The 19,825-nt window shown below is 66.1% G+C and carries 20 protein-coding genes and 1 tRNA gene; 9 read left to right on the forward strand and 12 right to left on the reverse strand.

The annotated features are described in order from the left end of the window. Positions 1 to 68 precede the first annotated feature (68 nt). Positions 69 to 689 carry an HD domain-containing protein gene (locus K7H93_RS08180; protein ID WP_010235464.1) on the forward strand — a complete coding sequence of 207 codons (621 nt, stop codon included), beginning with the start codon at positions 69 to 71 and terminating at the stop codon, positions 687 to 689. Here the strand turns inward: K7H93_RS08180 and K7H93_RS08185 are convergent. From K7H93_RS08185 to K7H93_RS08230, 10 genes are all read right to left on the reverse strand, one after another. Beyond that, complete coding sequence (locus K7H93_RS08185) at positions 686 to 1,729, reverse strand: hypothetical protein (protein WP_230783225.1); 1,044 nt, start codon at positions 1,727 to 1,729, stop codon at positions 686 to 688. The two genes, K7H93_RS08180 and K7H93_RS08185, sit on opposite strands and share 4 nt — an antisense overlap. Then, complete coding sequence (locus K7H93_RS08190; RefSeq protein ID WP_230783226.1) at positions 1,726 to 2,433, reverse strand: DsbA family protein; 708 nt, start codon at positions 2,431 to 2,433, stop codon at positions 1,726 to 1,728. The genes K7H93_RS08185 and K7H93_RS08190 overlap by 4 nt, the downstream gene beginning before the upstream one ends. A gap of 12 nt (positions 2,434 to 2,445) precedes the next feature. After that, complete coding sequence (locus K7H93_RS08195; RefSeq protein ID WP_420840379.1) at positions 2,446 to 3,843, reverse strand: M48 family metalloprotease; 1,398 nt, start codon at positions 3,841 to 3,843, stop codon at positions 2,446 to 2,448. 9 nt (positions 3,844 to 3,852) lie between these two features. After that, the gene (locus K7H93_RS08200) at positions 3,853 to 4,923 is read right to left on the reverse strand and encodes an alpha/beta hydrolase (RefSeq protein ID WP_230783228.1); all 1,071 of its coding nucleotides are present in this window, start codon (positions 4,921 to 4,923) and stop codon (positions 3,853 to 3,855) included. Further along, positions 4,907 to 6,010: a phosphatase domain-containing protein gene (locus K7H93_RS08205; protein ID WP_230783229.1), complete on the reverse strand. Its 1,104-nt coding sequence runs from the start codon at positions 6,008 to 6,010 to the stop codon at positions 4,907 to 4,909. Before K7H93_RS08205 ends, K7H93_RS08200 begins: the two co-directional genes overlap by 17 nt. Before the next feature lie 71 nt (positions 6,011 to 6,081). Beyond that, positions 6,082 to 7,569, reverse strand: coding sequence for a PAS domain-containing protein (locus tag K7H93_RS08210; protein WP_230783230.1), 1,488 nt, complete (start codon positions 7,567 to 7,569; stop codon positions 6,082 to 6,084). 104 nt (positions 7,570 to 7,673) lie between these two features. After that, complete coding sequence (locus tag K7H93_RS08215; RefSeq protein WP_230783231.1) at positions 7,674 to 8,141, reverse strand: DUF2141 domain-containing protein; 468 nt, start codon at positions 8,139 to 8,141, stop codon at positions 7,674 to 7,676. Beyond that, positions 8,099 to 8,821: a sterol desaturase family protein gene (locus tag K7H93_RS08220; protein ID WP_230783232.1), complete on the reverse strand. Its 723-nt coding sequence runs from the start codon at positions 8,819 to 8,821 to the stop codon at positions 8,099 to 8,101. Before K7H93_RS08220 ends, K7H93_RS08215 begins: the two co-directional genes overlap by 43 nt. Before the next feature lie 87 nt (positions 8,822 to 8,908). Continuing rightward, positions 8,909 to 9,430, reverse strand: a complete 522-nt coding sequence (locus K7H93_RS08225; RefSeq protein WP_010235434.1) for an MmcB family DNA repair protein — start codon at positions 9,428 to 9,430, stop codon at positions 8,909 to 8,911. Between the two features lie 46 nt (positions 9,431 to 9,476). Continuing rightward, positions 9,477 to 9,884: a hypothetical protein gene (locus tag K7H93_RS08230; protein WP_230783233.1), complete on the reverse strand. Its 408-nt coding sequence runs from the start codon at positions 9,882 to 9,884 to the stop codon at positions 9,477 to 9,479. 126 nt (positions 9,885 to 10,010) lie between these two features. Between K7H93_RS08230 and K7H93_RS08235 the strand changes: the two genes are divergently transcribed. Then, positions 10,011 to 10,087: transfer RNA gene (locus K7H93_RS08235), tRNA-Arg, on the forward strand. A gap of 113 nt (positions 10,088 to 10,200) precedes the next feature. Here the strand turns inward: K7H93_RS08235 and K7H93_RS08240 are convergent. Next, a complete protein-coding gene (locus K7H93_RS08240) occupies positions 10,201 to 10,614 on the reverse strand; it encodes a TonB-dependent receptor (RefSeq protein WP_230783234.1) in 414 nt (137 codons plus the stop codon). A 228-nt stretch (positions 10,615 to 10,842) separates the two neighbouring features. On the opposite strand from K7H93_RS08240, the gene K7H93_RS08245 reads away from it, so the two are divergent. The 7 genes from K7H93_RS08245 (at position 10,843) to K7H93_RS08275 (ending at position 18,670) form a co-directional block, all read left to right on the forward strand. Further along, complete coding sequence (locus tag K7H93_RS08245; RefSeq protein WP_054525416.1) at positions 10,843 to 11,604, forward strand: crotonase/enoyl-CoA hydratase family protein; 762 nt, start codon at positions 10,843 to 10,845, stop codon at positions 11,602 to 11,604. Continuing rightward, positions 11,604 to 12,752: a CaiB/BaiF CoA transferase family protein gene (locus tag K7H93_RS08250; protein ID WP_230783235.1), complete on the forward strand. Its 1,149-nt coding sequence runs from the start codon at positions 11,604 to 11,606 to the stop codon at positions 12,750 to 12,752. Before K7H93_RS08245 ends, K7H93_RS08250 begins: the two co-directional genes overlap by 1 nt. Before the next feature lie 75 nt (positions 12,753 to 12,827). Then, positions 12,828 to 13,991, forward strand: coding sequence for an acyl-CoA dehydrogenase family protein (locus K7H93_RS08255; RefSeq protein ID WP_230783236.1), 1,164 nt, complete (start codon positions 12,828 to 12,830; stop codon positions 13,989 to 13,991). A 215-nt stretch (positions 13,992 to 14,206) separates the two neighbouring features. Further along, on the forward strand, positions 14,207 to 15,139 hold the full coding sequence (locus K7H93_RS08260) for a ParA family protein (RefSeq protein ID WP_230783237.1): 933 nt from the start codon (positions 14,207 to 14,209) through the stop codon (positions 15,137 to 15,139). Positions 15,140 to 15,233: 94 nt separating this feature from the next. Continuing rightward, positions 15,234 to 17,213, forward strand: coding sequence for an ATP-dependent zinc metalloprotease FtsH (ftsH, locus tag K7H93_RS08265; RefSeq protein ID WP_276530710.1), 1,980 nt, complete (start codon positions 15,234 to 15,236; stop codon positions 17,211 to 17,213). A 218-nt stretch (positions 17,214 to 17,431) separates the two neighbouring features. Beyond that, complete coding sequence (locus tag K7H93_RS08270; protein ID WP_054525412.1) at positions 17,432 to 17,710, forward strand: hypothetical protein; 279 nt, start codon at positions 17,432 to 17,434, stop codon at positions 17,708 to 17,710. 93 nt (positions 17,711 to 17,803) lie between these two features. Continuing rightward, entirely contained in the window at positions 17,804 to 18,670 is an 867-nt protein-coding gene (locus K7H93_RS08275; RefSeq protein ID WP_230783238.1) for an aspartyl protease family protein, read from the forward strand. A gap of 5 nt (positions 18,671 to 18,675) precedes the next feature. Here the strand turns inward: K7H93_RS08275 and K7H93_RS08280 are convergent, their stop codons facing one another. After that, entirely contained in the window at positions 18,676 to 19,767 is a 1,092-nt protein-coding gene (locus K7H93_RS08280) for a DUF3667 domain-containing protein (RefSeq protein WP_230783239.1), read from the reverse strand. Positions 19,768 to 19,825 lie beyond the last annotated feature (58 nt).

The following is a 19,825-nucleotide window of genomic DNA, read 5'->3' on the forward strand; positions in this document are numbered from 1 at the left end:
CCGCATTCTCACAAACTTTTGCGCAAGCCGCGGTGATCGGTTAGTTTCTCACGCCAAGGAGAGGACCAATGCAACCAGCAGACACGCTGCATTCGGCCGCAGAGCGCGCCAAATTCCGCGAGATGAAGGAAGGCACCGCCCAGGACTGGGCGATCATCAGCGGCGAATACATGGCCTTCGCCAAGGGCCTGCCCGACCGCGTGCTCGACCATCTCAAGCTGCTCGACGGCGATTTCGGCGGCTTTCCGGTGTGCCGCCTGGAGCATTCGCTGCAAACCGCCACCCGCGCCCATCGCGACGGGCGGGACGAGCGCTACGTGGTGATGGCATTGCTCCACGATATCGGCGATACGCTGGGCAGCTACAACCATCCCGAAGTCGCTGCCTCGATCATCAAGCCCTTCGTCAGCGAGGAGGTGCACTGGATCTGCCAGAACCACGGCGCCTTCCAGGGCTATTACTATTTCCACTTCCTCGGCATGGACCAGAACGCGCGCGAACAGTTCCGCGATCATCCGCACTACGAAGCGTGCAAAGAATTCTGCGAGAAATACGACCAGGCCGCGTTCGACCCGGATTACGAGAGCGAGCCGCTGGAGTTCTTCGAGCCGATGGTCCGCCGGGTGATGGCACGGCCTCTGTCGTCGCCCTACGCCAAGGCGCTCGATAACGAAGAGGCCGCTGCCTAGCGCCCGGCGAGATCCTTGCCCGGCAGCTCTTCGCGCCGGAAACCGGTCGCCCAGTCGGCCCAGTCGGCCCCGTCGCCCTGCGCCAGCTGCGCCTCGATCAGCGGGATTTCGGCGAGGATGAACTCGGCCCGCTCGTCCCACCCGTCATGGCTGCGGGCGCGGAAGATCCAGCCGCCGTGGCGCGGGCCCCAGCGTTCGAAGAAATGCGCCCCCGCGACCGGATCGAAGCCTGCATTGGCCAGCAGCCACGGCATCAGCCGGTCCGCCTCGCGCTCGGTCAGGCGCACCGTGTTCTGTTTGCGCCCACCATTGGCGTCGAACCATTCGCGATGGCGCAGGATGTTGTGCGCGAACTCATGGCCCAGCACCGCGGCGAGCAACGGATCGGGATAGTCGATCCCTGCAAATTCAGGGCCGATCACCACCCGGTGCCCGTCGGCCACGGCGCGGCCGCCTTCGCCGATCTCGAACCGGCTGCGGCAGGCGGGTTCGCCGGTGACGGTCAGCGTGACCGGCTTGTCCGCGCGCCGAACGGTGATGGGTAGAGTGCCGGTCTGCGCGAGCAGGCTTTCGGTCTTCGCGCGGATCGTCTCGATCCGCTCCCACGATTTGGACTTCTCGGTCGGGATATCGGCAATCACCAGGTCGCCCACAGCGAGCACGGTATCGTCCACCTGCAGCCCCGCGCGCGCGGCGGGACCATCCGGCACCAGCGCCTGCACTCCGATATCGCCGGTCAGGCCGAGCAGACCGCGCAGGGCCTCGCCCTCGCCATAGGCGCCCATGTCGTGCAGCAGCAGCCCGGCGGTGTGGGTCCTGTCCGCGCAGAACCGCGCATTGCCGGTGACGAGGCGGTAGCCGAGCTGCAGGACGCGCTCGTCCTGCCGGCGCAGTTCGGCGATCTCCGGGGGCAGGATTGCGCGCGGCGCGTCGATCGCAGCCGGAGGAGCCTCTGGCGTCTGCGCCTGCACGGGCAGCGCGCCAAGCCCCGCCGCGAGCGACAGGGTGATCGACGCCGCGATGGAAACTGGGCGGATCATGGCGTTTCGGCGCTATCCTCGATCGCTTGCGCCAGGCGCTCGGTGCCCTGCGCGCCCTGCAGAATCCGGTTGCCGGTGATCCACGCGGGCGTGCCGGTAAAGCCGAGATCCTGCGCCAGCGCGGCAGTGCGCATCAGTTCCATCGTCACATCCTGCCCCTGCGCATCCCTGCGGGCACGCTCCATGTCGAGGCCGATCGCCTTGCCGACCTGGTCGACCGTCTGGCTGTCGGCCACCTCCTTCTTGTAGAGTGCATCGTGGAACGCGGCGTACTTGCCCTGCTTGGCAGCGGCGAGCGCCATCCGCGCGGCGACGTCGCTGCCTTCGAAGATCGGCCATTCCTTGATCACCACGCGCAGTTCGGGATCGCGCGCGATCAGTTCTTGCACGTGCTGCAGGCTCATCCGGCAATAGCCGCAATTATAGTCCGAGAACTCGAACAAGGTGCGGCTGCCCTTCGGATTGCCGAGGACCGCGCCGGGGAACGGCTCGCGCCATTCGTCGCCCACCTGTGCCAGCCGCCGTTCGGTTTCGCGCGTCTGCAGTTCCTCCGCCATGCGCGGGAGGATTTCGGGATTGTCGAGCAGGTAGGCCTCTGTCCGCCGGTCGCCGAGGCCGGTCGCTGCGAACAGCCACGCGCCGAGAAAGCCGCCGAGGAGTGCGAGTGCGAGCACCCCGACCAGGCGCAGGATTTCGTTCTTCATGGGAAAGGGCCTCTAGCTGTCTTCGCGCGCGGCTTCGAGTGCGGCCTGCGCCTGCATCCGCACATCCTGCGCGCGCAGCCAGTCTGCCGAGCCTTCGGGCAGGGCGGATTCGGCGAGCTGGGCGCTGCGCAGCGCCTCGATATACTGGCGCTGCATCACCTGCTGTTCGGCGCTGGCGAGATGCGCGCGCGGCATGTCGCCCTTCGCGGCGTAGACCAGGCCCAGCTGATACCACGCGAAGGGATTGCGGCGGTCCTTGGCAACCGCGGCGCGCAGCACGCTTTCCGCCTCGTCGTAGTGGCTGCGATCCTCGGTCGCGATCAGCGCATGGCCGAACAGCGATGCGATCAGCGGTTCGTTCTGCGTCAGCTCGGTCGCGCGGCGCAGCGCGGGCAGCGCCTCGTCGGGCCGTCCGGATTCGAGCAGCACCTGGCCGCGCAGTTCGAGGAAATAGGGGTTGTCGGGATCGCTGGCGATCAGCGCGTCGGTTTCGGCGAGCGCCTGATCGATCCGTGCATCCTTGTGATAGGCATAGGCACGGGCGTAGCGCGCGGGGATATCGGTCCGCGTCACCGGATAGGCTTTGAGCGTCCGGGCGGGTTCGGCGAGATAACCGTAAAGCTTGGCACGTACGCGTTCGAAGCGGGCCTGCAGCTGCGGATCGGGCGGCGTGTTCCACGCAGGGTCTTTCTCGTACACTTCGCGCAGGCGTGCGATACGATCGCCCGAGAGCGGGTGGGTCCGGTTGAACCCTGCCTCTTCGCTCTGGCTGCGGCTGTAGCGGTATTCCTGGTTGAGCAGCTTGCCGAAGAATTCGAGCGAGCCCTTGCCCGTAATCCCGGCGTCGGAAAGGAACTGCGCCCCGGCGGCATCGGCAGAGGATTCCTGCGTGCGATTGAAGGCCAGGTACTTGCCCATCGCCGCACGCTGCCCGGCCATGATTGCGCCCATCGCCGCATCGCCGCCGCCCGCTGCCGCCATCGCGACCCCGATCAGCAGCGAGAGGATGGAGATGGTCTGCGCCGCACTCGCCCCGTCGGTGTTGATCACGTGGCCGCCGGTGATGTGGCCGAGCTCGTGCGCGATCACCCCCTGAACCTCGTTGGCGCTGTCCGCCGCGTTGATCAGGCCGGAGTGGAGATAGACCACCTGCCCGCCTGCAACGAAGGCGTTGATCGACGGGTCGTTAACCAGCACCACGTCGACATTGCCGGGCCGCAGCCCCGCCGCCTCGACCAGCGGATCGGCAAGGTCGCGCAGCAGCGCCTCGGTCTCCGCATCGCGCAGGATGCTCTGCGCCATCGCGGGCTGGGCGGTCAGCGAGAAAGCGAGCAGCAGCGCGACGAATCGGGCCACAACCCGCCGCAGCGCAAGGGGGGGCATCGTGATGCGGGGGAGGTGCGCGATCATGCCGGCATGCTAGCCCCCGGCGGGCTGAATGTCTCCTGAAGCTTGCGCTGCGGGAGGAGCCGGGTCGCGGACTTCGCGAGCAGGCGGGCTGTCGGCATCGCGGGTCGCCGCCATCTCGCGTGCGCGGCGCTCCGAACGGACGCGTTCGCGTGCGGCATCGCGGATCTGCTCGCGCAGGAACCCGGAGACCTCGTCCTTCACCCGCCGGTCTTGATCGAACGGCTTGGCGAGGCCCATGACCAGCGTAATGTGGCCGATGTCCTCCAGCACCACGCGCCGGACGGGCGCGCCCTTCGCGGCGAGCGCATCGTAGAGCTTGCGCACATTGTCGGGGCTCACCTGCTCGTCGTCCGCGCCGGTGATCAGCAGCATGGGGGGCGCATCCTTGCGCGCGAAGCGGATCGGCTGGGTCGCGGCGAGCGGCTTTGCTTCGCCGAACGCGTTTGTCATCCCCTCTCCCTCCAGCGGCAGGAAGTCGTACGGCCCGGCCAGCCCGATCACGCCGTCGATCGTGTCGTCGGGCAGGCCCAGGCGGCGGGTCCAGCGCCGGTCCAGCCCCAGCATGACCGCGTTATAGGCCCCGGCGGAATGGCCCATCAGATAGATCTGGTCGGGATCGCCGCCATATCTGCCGATGTTGCGCGCGGTCCACTTCACCGCCGCCGCGCTGTCCGCCAGCATCGCCGGATAGCGTCCTTCGGGGACCAGCCGGTAACCGGCATTGACCACCACGAAGCCGCGCGGCGCGAAATTGCGGCCGATGAAGCCGTAAGCCTCGGGGCTGCCATTCGCCCAGCTGCCGCCGTGGAAGAACACCAGCACGGGCAGCGCTGCATCGCTGCGCGCCGCCTCTCTGCGGGTAATGGTGAGAACCTGATCCTCGTGCCGCCCGTAGGCGATCGGCCCGCGCACCTCGACATCGTTGCGGAAGGTGAAGGCAAGGTCCGCCTTGTCGAGCAGGTGATGGCGCAGATCCGGCCAGACCCCGTGGTACAGGTTGTATGCGAGGATCGTCAGCGCGAGGACGAAGATCATCTGGACCAGGCAGCAGCCGCCTGGTTCCTTAGGCTTCTTCTCCATTTCGCGGACCCACCGTTTCCACGATGCGCGATGTTTCCCCATGCGGTGCCACCCCTGCTGCTCTCAGGAAATCCCGACCGATGGCATAGCTGTTCCCCAGCCACAGGGGCACCCCAAAGCTCTCGATGACCCGTTTCGCGTCAAGTTCCTTTTCCGACAGCGCCTTTTCGGTGGTGCGGATGAACACCGCCGCGATCCGATCGGGCTCGCGCGCGACCGCTTCGGCGAAGGCGGGCAGGTCGCCCTGGGTGTCGTCGCCGATGAAGGCGAAGCGCAGGTGCGAGAAATGCGCGAGGATCTCGCCAATCGCCTGATGCTTGTGCGCGCCGTGGCTCTTCTTGCCGATGGTCGCGCGGTTGAAGCCCCAGTTGCGCAGGAACAACGCGCCCAGCGGCAATTCGCGCGAGCGCTGGAACGCGACGAGGTAGGAAAACAGGTTCCACGGCGAGGACGAGATGTAGAAGAACGGCCGGTGCGTTGTGGGAATGACGGCACCGGTCGGTGGTTCGGACTCGCTCACCGTCAGCCCGCCACCGATCGCGCCGTAGAAGGAGTCCGCGCCCTCCACCAGAATCCGCTCGTGCGGCATCTGCGCGAAGATCCGCTTCCAGTTGCGCACGACATTGTGCCAGCCGCCGGTGATCCCGGTTTCGATGATCGTATCGTCGATGTCGGAGATCACGCCGATCTGCGCGTCTGCTCCCGGCACCAGCACATGGCCGGTGACGCTCTGGTGCCCGTCGCGGTTGTCCCATCCCAGCCGGACAACTTCCCAGGCGGTCTGCGCGGGATAGGGCCAGTCGCCCTCCAGATCGATCTCGAAGCGGAAATAGCCGTCGTCGTCGGAGGTGGTCGTGTAGCTGAAATCCTCCCCGTCGGAACGGGTCAGGCACAAGGTCACGCCGACATTGCGCACTTCCGAGGCGAAGAACTGCGACATCATCACGCGGAACGTGCGCCAGCGCCCCGCTTCTTCGAACTCGGGCGGGCGCGAGCGCTGGGTCCGCCCCACGAGCACCAGCCGCTCGCGGTTGCGATACCCGAAGAAGGGTTGCACGCGGACCGGTCGGCGAGTGAAAATCCCCATCCAAGGCGCGCTAGCGGGCCTCTCGCGCGGAGTGAACCCCTCAATGCCGCAAGATGCGGCACAAACGGGGGTTATCGCGTGGCGTGGGCCAGATGTTTCGCCGCGCGGGCAAGCAGACGCTCGTCATCGGCGACTTCGCCGAGGAAGGCGATTGCCCCGTCGGCATCGCGGCGGATCACGCAGACGGAGAACTCCGCGCCCTCGACCGGAATCGCGTCGATCGGCTGGGCGGGCAGAGTGGCCAGCTTGCGGCGCACGCGTGCCTTTGCGCCGCCGGCGGCGGGCTTGCCTGCGGCTTCGCGGCGGAAGGCCCGCTCGCGCGCAACCACGCCTTTCAGGCCGCCGTCCGCCGCGTCGAGGAAAGCGGCGAGGGCGCCATGGGCGATCCCCTCGCGCTGCGCGAAGGCGAGCACGGCGGCATATTCGGCGATGCGCGACTTGTCGTAGTCCGTCCCGAAGACGAGCTTGACCACCGGGGTCATCGGCGCGCGCGGCGCAGCCTCGATTGCATGCTCGTGCAGCAGCGCGGCAAAGGCGTCGGGCTCCGCCTGCGCGGCGAGGGCGACATCATGCGCACGCGACACCGCAGCGTAGAGCGCCACGCGGCTGCGTGCATCGACATGCCCGGCGGCTTCGACCAGCGCGCGTGCCTCGGCGAGGCAGGCGTGGAGGCCGGTCGCGTTTGCAGACCCCCGTGATCCATCGTTTCCGGTCGCGCCCGGCATCGGCGGCGAGAGCGGGCCGCCGCCGACATGCGCGTGGAGCCGGGCGAACGTGGGGCTGGGGACGGGGTTGGGCACCGGTCGCGCGGCTTCGCGTGCGGTTTCCTCACCATGGGACTGGTCGGGGGACGAGCCGGGGCCATCCGCCCAGCGCGTGATCGACGGGACCGCGGTAACCCGCCGCTCGGGGGCGGGCAGTTCGTCGTCATCCTCGCTCTGCGGGCGCGCCCCGCTGTCGAGCGCCTGATCGATCTGGAGCAGCAGCGCATCGGTGGTCAGCTGGTCGGCGACTTCCTTCCAGTTGATCACGCCGTAGATGAAGTCGATCGTCTCGTCGTCGGACGAGAAGGGCAGCAGGATTCCGCGATAGAGCACGGTCGCGCCGGTATCGTTGACGAATTCTGCCTCGAACCCGATCGGTGCCTCGTTGGCGAGGATCTGCAGATAGTGGTCGGTAATCCGGCTCAGCAGCGATCGGCTGGGCACGTCGGCCAGCGTCCGGATCGGGTGATCGCAATGGCATTCGCCGGCCAGCTTGTCGCCCAGGAACACGATCGCGGGGTCTTCCGTGCCGCTGGTGAAATCCAGCAGCACGCTGTTTTCGCTGAAATCGGGCAGCCGGTCGGATTCGATATCCTCCACGCTGGGGAAAGTCCGGTCGCCCAGCAGTCCCGCCCAGTAGTTATAGGCGCGCACCTGCATCCGGCGCTCGTCCTGGCCGACGAGGGAGGGCGGCGTCTCGTCCACCGACAGCTCGCCGTCGGTGTCGCTCTCCTCCCACGACGTGTCGTCCTGCAGTTCGTCGAACACGCCAGGATTTCCGCGCAAGCTATCCATCACAAAAACAGACCCTTTTTAAACTTCGGGTCCGTTGTGCAGCACCGTGGTAAATTTAAGGTTATGCTTCGCCCCGGGAAGGCGCTCCGTCGGCGGGTATGGCTCTAGCGGCTGAGATAGCGCATCCGGATCGTCTGATAGACCGGCGAATCCGCGCCCACGGTAAAGGCTGCGGCGGAGAATTGCGGCGGGCCGAAGCGGACCTTGGCATCGCGCGAGAAGCCGAACCCCTCCTTGGGGATGAACAGCGTCTTGTCCGCCTTGCCGTTGCCGTTCTCGTCATGCAGCAGCGAGATCGCATATTCGCCCGGCTGAACGTCGTTGAATACGATGGTAACCCGCGCATTGGCCCGCACGACCCGCTTTTGCGAGGTCTCGTCGTGGGCGCAATCGGGGAAGGTGCCCGATCTGTCGGTCAGACACGCGAGCACGGTGCCCTGCGTCGAACGCAGGTCGACCACGGTGACCACCACATCCTGCCGCACCCCCGGCGCATTGCCGAGCGTGAGCATCGCCGCGGTGGCGAGCGTCAGGGTTGAAAGCTTTTCGAGAGACCTCGATCGGTTTTGCATAAACGATCCCAGAACCGGAAATAGAGCCCGTAATTGCATTGGTAGCGTTCGTGGTGGAGCTGGTGATGGCTCGCGGTGATGATCCATCCGCCCACAGGCGACCGGACCAGCCATCGCGGAAACATCTCCCACCCCATATGATTCGTCACCCCCATGACGGTCATCACGGTCAGCACCACCCCCAGCATAGCGATGTGAATCGGCACGAGGAAGACGAGCAGCGGGATAACCACCGCACCTGTGAGTGCTTCTATCGGATGAAAGCTCATTGCGGCCCATGCGGTCGGCGGGCGGCTGGCGTGATGGACCGCGTGCGCCACGCGGAACACGCGCGGCTCGTGCATCCAGCGATGCGTCCAGTAGAACCAGGTGTCGTGCGCGAAAAGATACAGGAACACCGATAGCGGCAGATACCACAGCGGGTAGGCATTCCAGTCGGCGTAGATCCGGGTCCAGCCCAGGCTGTCCCAGCCCCAGGCGACCACACCTGCGGGAATGCCGTAGATCGCGGCGGACACCAGCGACCAGCCGATCTCGCGCCGGATCTGTGTGCTGAGCCCCGCGTGATGGCCGGGTCGCACCCGCGTCGTCAGCGCGGCGAAGGCCCCGCTGATCGCGAGATAGCGCAGCGCCACGATGGCGACCATCGCCATGGTGGAAAGGATCAGGGCAATCAGCATGATGGCGCGCCTTATGCCGCGCGCGCGAAGATTAGGCGAGGGGCTTGTGCGAAGACCCGGCATGCGGCCATTTTACCGGCTGCTCCGCTATTTCTCGCCGCCCCAGGGCGCGCAATCAGGATCGCAGGCGACGGTCGTGCGGCGCATCGCGGTGCGGGCGAGCCGCTCCACCTCGACCTTGCGCCGCGCCGGAGCCAGAGGATGCCGCGCCGCCGGGCGGATGATCTCCGCATCGTAGCCATCGGCGACGATCAGCCCGCACCGTTCGGGCAGGAAGGCTTCTCCTTCGAGGATTGCCCGGTCGAGATGCGTGCCGATGCCCCAGTAGAACTTGTCGCAATGGTCCAGATAATCGGTCCATTTGGCGTCGCCAGTCAGATCGGCGCGCGATACCTTGATCTCGACGATGATCACGTGGCCCTTGGCATCGATCCCCATCAGGTCCGCGCGGCGCCCTCCGCGCAGCGGCATCTCGGTCGTGCACCAGATATCATTGCGCGCAAACAGCCGCATGATCCCGCGGGCCGCGCCGCTGGCATCGCAGGGATGCTGGGCCGCTGCGGGTGCCGGGCTGGTGGAAGGGTCGAGCAGGAAGGACGATTCGGCCATGCACCTCAAGAACAGGAGGTGAACACCGCTGTCAAGCGCAGCGTGGTCAGCCGCGCGTTGCCAGCGCCGCTTCGCGCAGGGTCGCCGCGCGGCCGCGCTGGTATTCGCGCCACAGGCAATGCGCCGCGGGGCGCGGATCGGCGCTCGTCCCGTGCGCGGCGAGCAGCGCGTCGAGCCCGAAGCGCATCGTCGCCACCAGTTCGTCGAGCGCCAGGATGGAGGCTTGCGTGCGGCCAGCGTCGGCTCTGGTGAGGCGGGCGATCAGTGCCTGATCGGGGGCGTCGAACTCGGGCGCGGGCTGCCCCGCGAGCAGCGCGACCACCCGGGCGGCATCTTCCACCGCCGCCCATTGCTCGATCAGGGTCGCATTGCCCCGCTCGAACCCGTCGCTGTCGCTGCCGGGTGCGCGGACGGGCGGATGGCCGGGAAAATGATCGGGGGCGAGGTCGCTCATGACTGCACAAGGCTAGCGACCGTCCCTTGCCAATCCGCTAACGCGCGGCAAGATGATGCGCGGCGAGGATTTTCCGTTGGCGCACATCCGTTCGCTTTGCTAAGCGCGCCATCCGCATCGCGCGATGCACCCGTAGCTCAGCTGGATAGAGCGCTGCCCTCCGAAGGCAGAGGTCACAGGTTCGAATCCTGTCGGGTGCGCCAGTTTTCTCAGAGCATCAGAGTTGCGCCACAACGCGCCCCTGTCGGCGGAGAAGGCGTGACGTTGCGCTCGTGCGCGGTGGTTTTCGGGGCACGAGCCGTTGGTCTTGGTCTGCTCAAAAGTCGGCGGAGATCGAGGCGCGCACCGTGCGTGGGCGACCCTGCAGCAGCGCGTTCGAGAAGGTGTCGAAGGCAGAGGCCCAGTAGGCTTGGTTGCCGACATTCTCGACCGCGAGGCGCAAGGTGACGGGCACATCGCCCGCCGCGAAGACGTAGCGTGCGCCCAGGTCGAACACCGCCCAGCTGTCGATCTCCAGCGGGTTGGCCGCATCGACATATTGCTCGCCGGCGTAGAGCGCGCGGCCGGTCGGGGTCACGCCCGGCACGACGGGCAGTTCCCATTCGACATCGGCTTTGGCGGTGCCGCCTTCGGCCGAGGGCGCGCCGGCGAACGTGGAGTCGTAATCTTCCCCCAGCGCGGCATCGATCTCGTCATGGAAGATCAGCGGCAGTCCGGTGATGCACAGCATCAGCAGGAACGGCGCGGGAATCAGGCTGCTTCACTTGTGAACCACGTACCAGAATCGGATTGCGCCGCGCGACATGGCGGCGCTTTAAGAGGCTGCGCATGTAAGTGGAACGCATTCGCATTATCCGCGAGGCGTGCTCCGCTCGCTTCCCGCTTGACCCTGCGTGCGGGCTTATGCAGCATCGGTTGCAAAGCGCCACGTAATCGCGAAGGCGCATGGGAGAGAGACATGAGCGACGATATTCTGACCGAGGTGAAGGACGGCGTCCTGGTCATCACCATCAACCGGCCCGACGCCAAAAACGCGATGAACAAGGCGGCAGCCGAAGCGATCGCCGCCGCGCTCGACCGGCTCGATGCCGAAGACGATCTGCGCGTTGCGATCCTGACCGGCGCGGGCGGCACTTTCTGTTCGGGCATGGACCTGAAAGGCTTCCTGCGCGGGGAGAGCCCGATCGTGGAAGGGCGCGGCTTCGGCGGGCTGACGCAGAAGAGCCCGGCCAAGCCGATCATCGCCGCGGTCGAAGGCTATGCGCTGGCAGGCGGGCTCGAACTGATGATCTCGTGCGACATGGTGGTCGCCCATAGTGGTGCGAAGTTCGGCATTCCCGAGGTCAAGCGCGGCCTCATCGCGGCGGCCGGCGGCCTGATGAAACTGCCCGACCAGATCCCGCCCAAGGTCGCGATGGAGCTGGCGCTGACCGGCGATTTCATCGATGCCCCCCGCGCTTACGAGCTGGGCTTGGTCAACCGGGTGACCGATGGCAGCGTGATGGACGGGGCGATGGAGCTGGCAAAGGCGATCGCCGCCAACGGTCCGCTCGCGGTGAAAGTCTCCAAGCAGGTGATCGAGGAATCGCGCGGCTGGAGCCTCGAATCGCGGTGGGACGAGCAGGGCAAGCTGATGCCCCAGGTGTTCATGAGCGAGGACGCGCGCGAAGGCGCGGCGGCTTTTGCGGAGAAGCGCGCACCCAACTGGAAGGGCAGGTAATGGCGGGCCCGCTCGCAGGGCTGCGCATCGTCGAATTCGCAGGCATCGGGCCGGGTCCGTTTTGCGGCATGATGCTGGCCGACCACGGCGCGGAGGTCATCCGCATCGACCGTGCGAGCGGCGGGCGCGGCGGCTCGCAGCCGATCTCCAACAAGGATATTCTCGCACGCGGGCGCAAGTCGATCGCGCTCAACCTGAAGAGCGAGCAGGGCATCGCGCTCGCGCGCAAGCTGTGCGCCAGCGCCGACGGGTTGATCGAAGGCTTTCGGCCCGGAGTGATGGAGCGGCTGGGGCTGGGGCCCGAAGTGCTGCTCGCCGACAACCCAAAGCTCATCTACGGTCGGATGACCGGGTGGGGCCAGACGGGGCCTTACGCGCCCTATGCCGGGCACGACATCAACTACATCGCGCTCGCCGGGGCGCTCGCCCATTTCGGGCGGGCGGGCGAGAAGCCGACCCCGCCGATCAACATGGTCGGCGATTTCGGCGGTGGCGGGATGATGCTCGCCTTCGGGATGGTCTCGGCGCTGCTGAACGTCGCGCGTGGCGGTGAGGGCCAGGTGATCGACGCCGCGATGACCGATGGCACCGCGTTGCTCATGAGCATGATCCACGGTATGGCCAATCAGGGCGTGTGGCGCGAGGATCTGGGCGCAAACCTGCTCGATACCGGCGCGCATTTCTACGACACCTACGAGACTGCCGACGGCAAGTTCGTCAGCATCGGCAGCATCGAGCCGCAATTCTATGCCGAGCTGCGCGCGCGGCTGGGCCTTGCGGAAGACCCGGACTTCGACGCGCAGATGAACCCGTCGCAGTGGCCCGCGCTCAAGGACAAGCTCGCCGCGATCTTCAGAACCAAGACCCGCGCCGAGTGGGACGAGGCTCTGGAACATAGCGACGTCTGCTACGCCCCGGTGCTGACCATGAGCGAGGCGCGCGAGCATCCGCATATGGCCGCGCGTGAAACTTTTATCGACGTGGCGGACAGCCCGCAGCCTGCGCCCGCGCCGCGCTATTCGGGCACCGCAACCGCAACGCCTTCGCCCGCGCCGATGCCGGGGAACGATACTTCCGACATCCTTGCGGAGCTGGGCCTGAGTGAGGGCGAGATTACGGAATTTCGGGAATCCGGCGCGGTTTCCTAGCGCAGCGAACCGATTGCAGTTTGCAACCGGTTCGCTAGTCTCGTCCGCAAAACAAAAGCTTCGAGAGGATCTCCAATGCCAGCATTAGACGTGCCGCAGCCCGAATTCATGGACGAAGAAGAGATCGCGGTGTTCGCCGACGCGGTCGGCAAGTTCTATGAAAAGCACGCGCCAGAATCCCGCGTCCTCAAGTGGCGCGATGATGGCCAGGTCGACCGCGAATTCTGGCGCGAGGCGGGCGAGGCGGGATTGCTCGGTGCGTCGGTGCCCGAGGAATATGGCGGTCACGGCGGCGATTTCCGGCACGAAATGGTGGTGATCGACCAGCAGGGCCGGCACAATGTCGAAGGCTTCGCCGCCAGCCTGCATAACACGATCATCCTGCCCTACCTCGTGCGCCACGGGACCGAAGAGCAGAAGAAGAAGTACCTGCCGCGCCTGGTCTCGGGCGAGTTGGTCAGCGCGATCGCGATGACCGAGCCGGGCGTGGGATCGGACCTGCAATCGATCACCACCACCGCGCTGAAGGACGGCAACGGCTACAAGATCAACGGGGCCAAGACCTACATCTCCAACGGCCAGATCGCCGACTTCATCATCGTCGTCGCCAAGACAGACCCGAACGAGCGGGCCAAGGGCATCTCGCTGATGCTGCTGGAGACCGACGGTGCGGAAGGGTTCCAGCGGGGCAAGAAGCTCGACAAGATCGGGCTCGACTCGCAGGACACCAGCGAGCTGTTCTTCGACGATGTGTTCGTCCCTGCGGAGAACGTGCTCGGCGGGGAGGAAGGCAAGGGCTTCTACCAGCTGATGGGCGAGCTGCCGCAGGAACGCCTGATCATCGCGATGGGCGCGATGTCGACGATCGAGCGCGCGCTGGAGGAAACGATCGCCTTCACCAAGGAGCGCAAAGCCTTCGGCAAGACGATCTGGGATTTCCAGAACACCCAGTTCACACTCGCGGAGCTGAAGGCGCGGGCAACCGCGGCCAAGGTCTTCGTCAATCACTGCATCGCGCAGCATCTGGAGGGCAAGCTGGACGTGCCGACCGCGTGCATGGCCAAGCTGTGGTTGACCGAGTTGCAGGGCGAAGTGGTCGACAAGTGCCTGCAGCTGCATGGCGGATCGGGCTATATCAACGATTACCCCATCGCCCGCATGTTCCGCGACAGCCGCGTCAGCCGCATCTTCGGCGGATCGAACGAGATCATGAAGATGGTGATCGCGCGCGGCATGTAGGGCGATCGCCATTGTCTCGGCACCGGCCTGCACGGGAGTGCGGGCTGGCACCGCAGCTCCCATACCGCCCCCGTTAACCTGTTTGCGAAAGCGTGTCCCAGCCCGGGTTCGGGCGCTTTGTGCGGCTTGAGTAGGCGCATGGACGGTGTTTGATTAATGTTAGTCAGACATTTGCCGATAACCGATTCGGACCGTCAAGCAGGGGGAAAGCGCACATGGCCGTCATCGCCGTCTACAGCATGAAGGGTGGAGTCGGGAAAACGACCATGGCGGTGGACCTCGCCTGGCGCTTCTCGCAGACCGGTGGCCACGAAACGCTGCTCTACGATCTCGATCCGCAGGGCGGGGCGGGTTTCCTGCTGGGCCATGAAGAGCGCAAGGTGCAGAAGGCGATCTCCGCCTTCCACCACGCCCGCGCCCCGCGCGACTTGATCGAGCCGACCCGATACGACCGCCTCTCTCTGATCGGGGCCGACCAGAGCCTGCGCGATCTCCCCGTGCAGCTGGCCCGCATCGGCGCGAAGAAGCGGCTGGCGCAGATGCTCAACTTCATGAAGGGCGAGTATCCACGCATCGTGCTCGACTGCCCGCCGATGATCAACGAGGTGAGCGAGCAGATCATGGAAGCCGCCGACCTGATCGTGGTCCCGCTGCCCGCCTCCCCGCTCGCCGCGCGCGCGTTCGGCTTTATTCGCGCGGAACTGGCGAAGCGCCCGGGCCATCCGCCGGTGCTTCCGGTGCTCTCGATGTACGACCAGCGGCGCAAGCTGCACCGCTGGGTGCGCGAGAATGCGGGTGCCAACTGGCCCGTCGTCCCGGCGAGCAGCCATGTCGAGCAGGTCGCGGTGCGGCGCGAGCCGATCGCCGCCTTCGCCAACTGGTCGCCCGCCGCCAAGGGGCTCGAGCATCTGCACCATGCGCTGGAGGCGAAGCTCGATCAGATGGGCCTTGGTGGGACGCCGCCGGGCGGTGGCCAGCGCGCGCTTCCCGGCCCGCAAAGCCGCCCGCATGCTGCGCCCCAGGCCGAGGATTCGCGCGTCGTGCCAATCCGCAGCTCAACCTCTGCCGAGCGGCGCGATGCGCCCGACGCCACGCGGGGCAACCGCCGTGCGTCCGAGGGGCTGGCCCGCCGCGCCTTCAGCTTCTGAGCCGATTGCGTGACACCGCGCGCACAAGCGGCGCGCGCAACTTGTCATTCATCCCCTTGCGCCTACATTCACAGGCGAAAGGACTCGGTTTTTCATGAGCGAACAGAACACGCCCGACGGGCAGGGCCCTGGCGGTCCGGGGGGCGGCGGCCCCAACCCGTGGATCCGCAGCCTGATGATCTGGGGCGGGGTCTTCCTCGCCCTGCTGCTTGCGGTCTCGATGTTCGGCGGTGCCAGCCAGAACACCGGCACCACGATCAGCTATTCCGACTTCCGCGACCGCGTGGCGAGCGGCACCGTCAAGGAGGTGCAGATCTCCGACGACCGGATTACCGGCGTGCTCAAGAACGACGAGACGTTCAACACGGTGCCGGTCGGCAACGACAGCGGCCTGACCAAGCTGCTCGACGATAATGGCGTCACCTATTCGGGCACGCCCAAGGAGCAGATGAGCATTTTCTGGGTCATCCTGATCCAGTCGCTGCCCTTCCTGCTGATCCTGGGCATCGCTTTCTTCGCGCTGCGGCAGGTGCAGAAGAATGGCGGCGCGGGCGGCGCGATGGGCTTCGGCAAGTCCAAGGCCAAGATGCTGACCGAGAAGCAGGGCCGGGTGACGTTCAAGGACGTCGCCGGGATCGACGAAGCGCGCGAAGAGCTGGAAGAAATCGTCGAATTTCTGAAGGACCCGCAGCGCTTCTCCAAGCTGGGCGGCACGATCCCCAAGGGCGCGCTGCTGGTCGGCTCGCCCGGTACAGGTAAGACGCTGCTGGCCCGCGCGATCGCGGGCGAGGCGGGCGTGCCGTTCTTCACCATTTCGGGCTCCGACTTCGTCGAGATGTTCGTGGGCGTTGGTGCGAGCCGCGTGCGCGACATGTTCGAACAGGCGAAGAAGAACGCACCGTGCATCCTGTTCATCGACGAAATCGACGCCGTGGGTCGCAGCCGTGGGCATGGCCTCGGCAATTCGAACGACGAGCGCGAGCAGACGCTCAACCAGCTGCTGGTCGAGATGGACGGCTTCGAAGCCAACGAAGGCATCATCATCATCGCGGCGACCAACCGCCCCGACGTGCTCGACCCCGCGCTGTTGCGTCCGGGCCGGTTCGACCGTCAGGTCGTGGTGCCCGTGCCCGACATCGAAGGGCGCGAGAAGATCCTCGACGTGCACATGAAAAAGGTGCCGCTGGCGCCCGACGTGAACCCGCGCACCATCGCGCGCGGCACGCCCGGCTTCTCCGGCGCAGACCTCGCCAACCTCGTCAACGAAGCCGCGCTGCTGGCTGCGCGTCGCAACAAGCGGCTGGTCGCGATGCAGGAATTCGAGGACGCGAAGGACAAGGTCATGATGGGCAGCGAACGCCGCTCCATGGTGATGACCGACGATGAGAAGAAGATGACCGCCTATCACGAAGCGGGCCACGCGCTCGTCTCGCTGAACGAGCCGGCATCGGACCCGATCCACAAGGCGACGATCATCCCGCGCGGCCGTGCGCTGGGCATGGTGATGCGCCTGCCCGAGCGGGACAACTACTCGTACCACCGCGACAAGATGCATGCCGACCTCGCCGTCGCCATGGGGGGGCGCGTCGCCGAAGAGCTGATCTTCGGGCACGACAAGGTGTCGAGCGGTGCCAGCTCCGACATCCAGTACGCCACCTCGCTGGCGCGCAACATGGTCACCAAGTGGGGCATGTCCGACAAGCTCGGCCCGCTCCAGTACGAGGAGCAGCAGGAAGGCTACCTCGGCATGGGCCAGTCGGCGCGCACGATGGGTTCGGGCGAGACCAACAAGCTGATCGATGCGGAAATCCGTGCGCTGGTCGAAGGGGCGCACAAGCGTGCGACCCAGATCCTGACCGACAAGGAAGACCAGCTGCACCTGCTCGCCCAGTCGATGCTCGAATTCGAGACGCTGACGGGTGAGGAGATCGACCAGCTGCTCAAGGACGGCAAGCTCGACCGGCCCGACGAGCCCCGCGGCCCGCGCAAGCCGCGCAGCGTCGGCGGATCGGCGGTGCCCAAGGCGGGCAAGCGCTTCGGCGGGGAAGGTGGCACTGCTCCGCAAGGCGCGTAACGCCCTCTGCTTGGCTGATCTGTAGCTGGCTTAGTATTCAGGCCTCCCGCGCGACTGGACCTTCAGTCACCCGGGAGGCCTTTTCATGTCCCGCAGCGGCATTTCGCCAATTTGCTGCTCTCGCCACGCGTCGGCTGGGCTAGAGGTCGCATGGGCGGCGGGAACCCCGCTCGCCCGATGATGGTTAACATTTGCTAATACGCCAGGGAGTACTTGCCATGAACCGCCCGAATACCGCTCTTCTGCTTGCCCTTGCCGCCGCCTCGCTGGGCCTCGTCGCCTGTTCCGAGGAAACCCAGGAAAGCGGCAAGGCGTTTGCCGAAGGTGCCGCCGCCGACACCGCCGCCAATGCCGAAGTTGTGGGCGAGAAGCTGGAAGAAGCGACCGTGGTCGCGGCCGACAAGGTCAGCGAAGGGGCCGCCGACCTGCGCGACGACGTGGCCGAGAAGCGCGAGACATCCGAGCCCACCGACGGCGAGCTCGACGGGACCGATTGACCCGCTCCTCCCTGCTGTATTAAGTGGATAATACAGCAGGGAGGTTTCGCGTTGTCTTTCAATCACTTTATTACGTATACTATTCTGGCCGGGATGATCGCAGCCGCTCCGGCCCGCGCTGCCGGACCGGACACTCACCGTGATAGCGCCTGCGCTCTCGCCATCGAAGCGCCCGCCGAGGCGGTGTTCAGCCTGCCGTTCCGCACGATCGACGGACGGATCTATCTCGATGCAATGGTCAATGGCGAAGGCCCTTTCGTCTTCGCGCTGGATACAGGTGCCAGCGGAATGGGCCGTGCCGACGCCACGCTCGCCGATGCGCTGAACCTGCCCGCCGATGGCAAGGACGAGACTTCCGATGGCGTCAGCAGTTCGCAGGTCGACAAGGTCAGGATTGCCAGCCTGACGCTGGGCGGACTGGAGCGTCGCGACCTGTCGGTGATCGCGCGCGACTATCGCAGCAGGGTATCTCCCGAAGCCGCCTTCTCAGGCATCCTCGGGCGCGAGTTCTTCGCCGACGGGTTGCTGGCGATCGATTTTTCGACCCGCCGCCTGACATTCTATCGCAGCCGGGAGATGCCCGCCTCGCTGCGGGAGGCGATGACTTTTGAACGTGCTTTCCGGATTCCGGTCACGATCGGCGCGCTCAAAACGACCGGCAATGTGGATACCGGTGCCAATGTCACGATGGTTGTGCCGGGCGCGGTCTTTGCCGATCTGGAAGGGACTGCGGCAGGCCCTGCCGGTGGCGGCAGCCTGACCAACACGCGCATCGACATTTTCGATGCGAAGCTCGCCGGACCGGTAGAGATAGGGGGCGCGCGGCTGGAAGGCATCGCGGTAAAGGTTGCCACGGATTATCCCGAAGTGCTGATCGGGGCCCATGCGTTGCAGGGGCATATCGTATTGATCGACCAGCGTCACAGCACGCTTGCCATCTGCAAGCCGCCTCCTCCCTGACCGCTTCAGAACGCGCCCAGCAACAGCAGGGTCTGCAGGAATAGCGAGAGCACGATAAAGATCGCGAACAGCAGCACGAGCAGCCGCCAGATCGCCGACCAGCGCGACAGCGCGTAACCCTGCTTCAGCTGGCGGTAGATATGCAGCGGCGCGATCGTCGCGAAGATCGTGAACAGCCACCCCAACCCGACACCCGCCTTCGCCAGCAGCGACAGCGCGATGAACATCAGTGACATGAAGCTGAGCGAATAGGTCACGAACACCGCGTGGTCGTAGGCCTTGAACTCGCGCCGCCACGCGAACAGCAGCCACACGAAGGGCAGCGATAGCGGGATCAGCAGCCACGAGAATTTGTAGCTGTTGGACTGCAGCTTGTAGAGCATCAGCCCGGGGTTCTTGCGCCATTTCTCGTTGAGGTGATGCAGGAACTCGCTGCTCCGGGGATCGCCGATCGTGACGTGCATGCCGGGTTCGCCGAAATCCTTGTCCGTCAGAACCGATCGACCGGCCTCGATCGACGCGATCTCCTCATCGACATCGGCAATCTCGCTGCGGATCCGGCTAGCTTCCGCCTCGTCGTCGGTGGCGTCGAGGCTCGTTACCAGTTCGGCGCGCTCGTCGGTCAGATCCTCGCGCTCCTGCTTGAGAGCACCGTCGATCTGTTCCATGTCGGGCATGGAGATGTCCGCCGGGGTGGTGAAGCCGACCGCCTGGAACACCGCAAACATCAGGAACACGGTGAACAGGAACATCGCCATCGGCGAGACGAAGAACGCGCGCTCGCCTGCGATATAGCGGCGGGTGAGATCGCCCGGCCGCCACGCGAGCAGCGGCAGCGTGTGCCACAGCTTGCCGTCGAGATGGAGCACGCCGTGGACCAGATCGTGCCCCACGGCGGACAGGGTGCGGTGCAGGTGCGCCGCCTGACCGCAGGTGTGGCAATGCGGGCCGACCAGCTCTGTCCCGCAATTGAGGCAGGCGGTTTCCGCGAAGTGTCCGTCCGCGTCGAGAGCGCTGCCGCCACTCTCACGCGAAATCGCGCGCGCGAACAGGCCGCCCTCGCTTGCCGTACCGATCGCCTCGGGAATATCGCTCATGCCCGTCTGCCCCCTGTCCGTCCGCCTGCGCCTCTAGCACAAGCACATCGCCCGTCGA

The sequence above is a fragment of the Citromicrobium bathyomarinum genome (assembly GCF_021021475.1).
Classification (GTDB): domain Bacteria; phylum Pseudomonadota; class Alphaproteobacteria; order Sphingomonadales; family Sphingomonadaceae; genus Alteriqipengyuania; species Alteriqipengyuania bathyomarina.

Coding starts and splice junctions, on each gene's coding strand:
- K7H93_RS08255 (WP_230783236.1), top strand. CDS start 12,828: ATGCCAGCATTAGACGTGCCGCAGCCCGAATTCATGGACGAAGAAGAG.
- K7H93_RS08280 (WP_230783239.1), bottom strand. CDS start 19,767: ATGAGCGATATTCCCGAGGCGATCGGTACGGCAAGCGAGGGCGGCCTG.
- K7H93_RS08225 (WP_010235434.1), bottom strand. CDS start 9,430: ATGGCCGAATCGTCCTTCCTGCTCGACCCTTCCACCAGCCCGGCACCC.
- K7H93_RS08200 (WP_230783228.1), bottom strand. CDS start 4,923: ATGGAGAAGAAGCCTAAGGAACCAGGCGGCTGCTGCCTGGTCCAGATG.
- K7H93_RS08185 (WP_230783225.1), bottom strand. CDS start 1,729: ATGATCCGCCCAGTTTCCATCGCGGCGTCGATCACCCTGTCGCTCGCG.
- K7H93_RS08240 (WP_230783234.1), bottom strand. CDS start 10,614: ATGCTGTGCATCACCGGACTGCCGCTGATCTTCCATGACGAGATCGAT.
- K7H93_RS08250 (WP_230783235.1), top strand. CDS start 11,604: ATGGCGGGCCCGCTCGCAGGGCTGCGCATCGTCGAATTCGCAGGCATC.
- K7H93_RS08275 (WP_230783238.1), top strand. CDS start 17,804: ATGATCGCAGCCGCTCCGGCCCGCGCTGCCGGACCGGACACTCACCGT.
- K7H93_RS08220 (WP_230783232.1), bottom strand. CDS start 8,821: ATGCTGATTGCCCTGATCCTTTCCACCATGGCGATGGTCGCCATCGTG.
- K7H93_RS08270 (WP_054525412.1), top strand. CDS start 17,432: ATGAACCGCCCGAATACCGCTCTTCTGCTTGCCCTTGCCGCCGCCTCG.
- K7H93_RS08205 (WP_230783229.1), bottom strand. CDS start 6,010: ATGGGGATTTTCACTCGCCGACCGGTCCGCGTGCAACCCTTCTTCGGG.
- K7H93_RS08245 (WP_054525416.1), top strand. CDS start 10,843: ATGAGCGACGATATTCTGACCGAGGTGAAGGACGGCGTCCTGGTCATC.
- K7H93_RS08190 (WP_230783226.1), bottom strand. CDS start 2,433: ATGAAGAACGAAATCCTGCGCCTGGTCGGGGTGCTCGCACTCGCACTC.
- K7H93_RS08195 (WP_420840379.1), bottom strand. CDS start 3,843: ATGATCGCGCACCTCCCCCGCATCACGATGCCCCCCCTTGCGCTGCGG.
- K7H93_RS08180 (WP_010235464.1), top strand. CDS start 69: ATGCAACCAGCAGACACGCTGCATTCGGCCGCAGAGCGCGCCAAATTC.
- K7H93_RS08230 (WP_230783233.1), bottom strand. CDS start 9,884: ATGAGCGACCTCGCCCCCGATCATTTTCCCGGCCATCCGCCCGTCCGC.
- K7H93_RS08215 (WP_230783231.1), bottom strand. CDS start 8,141: ATGCAAAACCGATCGAGGTCTCTCGAAAAGCTTTCAACCCTGACGCTC.
- K7H93_RS08210 (WP_230783230.1), bottom strand. CDS start 7,569: ATGGATAGCTTGCGCGGAAATCCTGGCGTGTTCGACGAACTGCAGGAC.
- ftsH (WP_276530710.1), top strand. CDS start 15,234: ATGAGCGAACAGAACACGCCCGACGGGCAGGGCCCTGGCGGTCCGGGG.
- K7H93_RS08260 (WP_230783237.1), top strand. CDS start 14,207: ATGGCCGTCATCGCCGTCTACAGCATGAAGGGTGGAGTCGGGAAAACG.